A 4210-nucleotide genomic window follows, 5' to 3' on the forward strand; every position below is an offset into this window, starting at 1 on the left:
ACAGAGGGCGGGGCTCCTGCGCTAGTAAGCTGGACTTTCTGATCCTATCGCAGACGGGATCCCAGCGGAAAACGGCAGAGCCCGTGGCGCTGCCCCGACAAAATGGCCCCTGGGATCCACCGCCAAGGCAACCCCCAGCTCGATGAAGACGGGTACTGGGCTATCCCTTTGGGCAGAGCGGATGAAGTTCAAAGCCGTTATTGTTGGAAAGATTATTCAAAGACTCCCCCTGGTTTGCGCCGACCCTAGGTTAGGCTATTGCCATCCCGGGGGAGCAAGAAACACCGCTGCTCTGCCCCAAAGTCCGCGAGTTGAGTTAAGGAAGGTTGAGGTGAAGGGGAGACTGACCTGCCATTTCCCTGTGCTGCTACTGGCCCTGCCTCTGTGGGGATCCCCGACCTGGGCCGGAGAGTATTTCACCGAGGAAGTGACCAGCCCTAGCCTGGAGATCGTTCACGGCTGGCGGCAGGAGGTGTACGGCATTGGGGTTACCATCACCAACACCAGCCTCGGCTCCTTTCGGGTGCCCTTGGAAATTGATATGGAGGATCGGACTAGCTGTGAGCGGGCCGACTTGGTGCTGACCAACAATCGCATCATGCCGATGGGATCCTTCCAAGATTGCATTCTCAACATCTTTCCCTACCTGGATAAGTTCATCAACCAAGAAGTCGCCAGCATCCGAGTCACCCTAAAAGGGCCAGCTCCCCTCCTGGAAATTCCGGTAGAGGAGTCGGATCGACTGATTTTGGCCCAGGTGGCTAACCAATCGCGGGAAGCCTTTGTTTTCTTTCAGCAGGAGTTGGCCCGTGTTTTGGAGCTGCTGAGGCAGTCGGATCCCAAGCAAAGCGAGACGGCCCCACAGCCTGGCACCCCAGTTCCGACCGCCACCCCAGCCGAGTCTGCCGCTAGCCCAGGAGATTTTGTAATCGTGGGATCCATTCGGGAAGAACGAGTGGGGGCCGGTAGCCGCCTAAGCGTGGAAGCGATCAACCGCAGCACCCGCACGGTTCTCAACGCCCGTGCTCGTTTCACCTTCTATCGGGGAGAAGAAGTTGTCGATACGCGAGTGGCAGCATTTGAGCCCAGCGACGTGCCCCCCGGACAAAGGGCCTCCGCCAGTGTGCTGAAAACCGAGGCCAATTGGGATCGCGTCACGGTGACCTTCCAGTGGCAGTAGGGTTACTTCAGGGAGCCAAAGCGTTGCCGCGAATCAGGCTGCCCAGGGTTTTGACCGTGATCTTGAACTGCACCCAAGGGCTCATGGGCACTACCGTCTTGTAGAGGTAGCTGTCAAAGGTCATCCTCTGCACGTCCCGGTCGGCGCACATCTCCACAAAGGCTTCGCGGGTGGCATTGGAACGGTAGAACACTCGCTGCAAAATATCCAAGACTTTATAGGTCAGGCCGTATTGGCGATCCCAGCGCTTAAGATACAGCTTGAGATCCTCTTCGCTGGGGATGCGCGCCCCACCGTTGGAGGTCTCGACGATGGTCTCGGCGCACATGCGGCCTGACTTGGCGGCAAAATAGATCCCTTCGCCGCTGGATTTGGTGACGTATCCCGCCGCATCTCCCACCAAAGCAGCACGGCCCACCACACGGCGCGGACGGGGATGCTCTGGGATCGGATGGGCTTCCACCTTGATCACCTGGCCTCCTCGAATCCGCTCGGCAGCACGGGCGCGGATCCCAGCTTGCAACTTTTGGATGTGGGCTTGGTTTGCCCTCATGGTGCCGGTGCCCACGGCTACATGGTTGGACTTGGGAAACACCCAGGCATAAAAGTCTGGAGAAACATCGTCCCCCACATACATTTCTGCCCGCTCTGCGTAGTAGGCCATTTTGTCGTCCGGGAGCCGGATGCGCTCCTGAAAGGCCAGCGCATAGTTGTAGTCGCCAGCACCAATGGCTTCTGCCACCTTGGAGTGGAACCCATCCGCCCCGATCACCACATCCACAGCCAAAGAACGCGGCACCCCTTGCCTCGATCCGTCGGAAAAATCGTTGTAGTGCAGGATGTAGGGATCCCGGCCATTCTGGGGGATTTCCAGATGCATTACCTTGCCGTTGATCAGCTCCGCCCCTTTTTGGTGGGCACGATTGCGCAAGAAGGCATCCAAGATCTCGCGGCGGCACATGCCGATGTACTCGTTTTCTTTTTCGAGGGCGATATCCACCTCATAGTTGGAAGGGGAGATCATCTTCATCTTGCGCACTTTGCGGTCGATGATCCCCTCGGGGAGGTCGAACTCGGAGACCATACAGAGGGGAATGGCGCCCCCGCAGGGCTTGGCGTTGTCCAGCTTCCGCTCAAACAAAAAGGTCTCGATTCCAGCTTGGGCCAGAACTTCGGCAGCAGAGGCTCCGGCTGGGCCGCCCCCCACAACAGCAACTCTCAGACTCAAGGTGCTCTCCTCGATGCAAGTGCAACTGGCTCATCAGACAGCAGGCATCCTACCACAGCTCCTCAGAAGCATTGCGGACCTTGACGAAGTGTTGCAGAGTGGAGGGCTCGCGCTCGCTGTGTTTCTACAAAAGGCCCCGCCGCATTTGATCCCAGAGGTTGAGATAGGACTCGGCTTCGGCTGAGCTCAGGGGGCGCCAGATCTCCGAGCGTTGCCAAGTGGAGATTTGCAAGTCGGCTCTGCGTTGCAGGCGTGGGGCAAGTTGAGCCAAATCCAGCGGCAAAACCGAAGGGATCCCGCTCAGATTGACCAAGCGGGGGGCAAATTCGGGATTCAAGACAAAATCAAGCCAGTCAGCCAACAGGGATCCGGAATCGGTCTGGGTTGATTCTGTGTGGGCATTGTCTTCGTGGGCATTGTCTTCGACGTGGGGTCGCACCCAGACATCCCACCAGATGGCGGATCCGGAGGCCGGGATCACCACTGCCAGCTCAGGGTAGTTGGCTTGGGTGGCGTAGAGATCCTGCGACCAGCCCACGGCCACCCAGCTATCGGCCAAGCGCAAGATGGGCAGGTAGTCGGAAGAGGTGTAAGTTAAAACCTGGCGATGCAGGGATCCCAGCTCTTGACGTAATTCGACATCTTCAGGGTCGAGGGGATCGTTGTAGGAGCGGCCCATTTTCTTTAGGGTTAGCCCAATCACCTCCCGCGGATGATCCGGCAGAGTCAGTTTGCCGGCCAGCTCAGGCCGCCACAGATCCGCCCAGTCCCGAATGGGCTCCCTCACCCGATCCCGGCGGTAGGCAATGGCCGTTACCCCCCAGCGCCAGGGCACACCCCAAATCTGCCCCTCCCGGAGTGCCGCAGCTTGCCAACGGGGATCTAGATTCTGCCATCGTTCTCCCAACAGGCTTGCCGGCAGAGGAGCCAGCCAACCGGCAGCTATGGCCCGATCCAAAGCGTCGGCCCCCAACAAACTCAAAGCCGCCACCGGCAGCCGCCGCCGGAACCATCCCCCCGGATCCCACCAGGCCGGATCAGCCGGCTGAACACTTTGCCGGAGATAGGCCAACAACTGATCCCGACTATCCAACAGTTGCAGCCGAAAGCGGGCCTGAGTCCTGCGGCGAAACTCGTTGAGCAAACTGGCAGGGATCCCTTGCTTAAGCGCCACGATAAGAGGCAAGTGCGCATCCGGCCCCCCACATCCTGCTGCCACCAGCCCCAGCAGGATCCCCTGTAGAAGCTCACGTCGGCTCAGCCGTATCTCGCCCACAGCAGTACCGCTCCACCAGAATGAGAGCCACCAGATCATCGTAAGCCTTGGCCGGCACCCGCATCCCCTTGGGCAAGAGCCGCTCCCATCCCTGCGGTGGGTAAAAATCCCAGTAGCGCTGACGGGCTTCTTGGGAGCTGTGCCGCTCGTCCACCAGGACAATCTGCTGCGGGGGGAGAATGGATTCCAGTTGAGACTTCCAGGCTTGGGCCGTCGTCTGATTGCCCAGGATTACCTGCTCCGCCTGAAACTGTTGCCGGAGAGTTTGCAGTCTAGATAGCGCTGCCGCGGAAGGGACCACCTCCCGGTGTAAAACCTTCAGCTCCGTTTGCGTAAACACCTGCACCACAGCAATGCCGCATTTGTCGCGCCCTGGGTCGAAACCGATCAGCACTCGTTCGCTCTTCAGCCTTGCCGAATGGAGTGGATCCGTCATCCCTCAGGACGCCCCGCCTGCTGAGCCCCAGAAGAGCCGGGTTGACCAGAAGCTTCCGCCATCAGAAAACTCACCCGCAATGGCCCCGCT

At 59.4% G+C, this 4210-nt stretch carries 4 protein-coding genes; 1 reads left to right on the plus strand and 3 read right to left on the minus strand.

Annotated elements, in window-relative coordinates; translation table 11 throughout:
- The first annotated feature begins 361 nt into the window (after positions 1–361).
- Positions 362–1180 (plus strand): hypothetical protein, encoded by an 819-nt coding sequence (locus NW856_RS11665; RefSeq protein WP_414400412.1) that lies wholly within the window; start codon positions 362–364, stop codon positions 1178–1180.
- Between the two features lie 7 nt (positions 1181–1187).
- Here the strand turns inward: NW856_RS11665 and chlP are convergent, their stop codons facing one another.
- From chlP to ruvX, 3 genes are all read right to left on the minus strand, one after another.
- On the minus strand, positions 1188–2408 hold the full coding sequence (gene chlP / locus NW856_RS11670; protein ID WP_414331046.1) for a geranylgeranyl reductase: 1221 nt from the start codon (positions 2406–2408) through the stop codon (positions 1188–1190).
- 124 nt (positions 2409–2532) lie between these two features.
- Positions 2533–3684, minus strand: a complete 1152-nt coding sequence (locus NW856_RS11675) for an extracellular solute-binding protein (protein WP_414400413.1) — start codon at positions 3682–3684, stop codon at positions 2533–2535.
- The gene (gene ruvX / locus NW856_RS11680) at positions 3656–4120 is read right to left on the minus strand and encodes a Holliday junction resolvase RuvX (protein ID WP_414400414.1); all 465 of its coding nucleotides are present in this window, start codon (positions 4118–4120) and stop codon (positions 3656–3658) included. Before ruvX ends, NW856_RS11675 begins: the two co-directional genes overlap by 29 nt.
- Positions 4121–4210 lie beyond the last annotated feature (90 nt).

The sequence above is a fragment of the Synechococcus sp. R3-13 genome (genome assembly GCF_047462195.1).
Classification (GTDB): domain Bacteria; phylum Cyanobacteriota; class Cyanobacteriia; order Thermostichales; family Thermostichaceae; genus Thermostichus.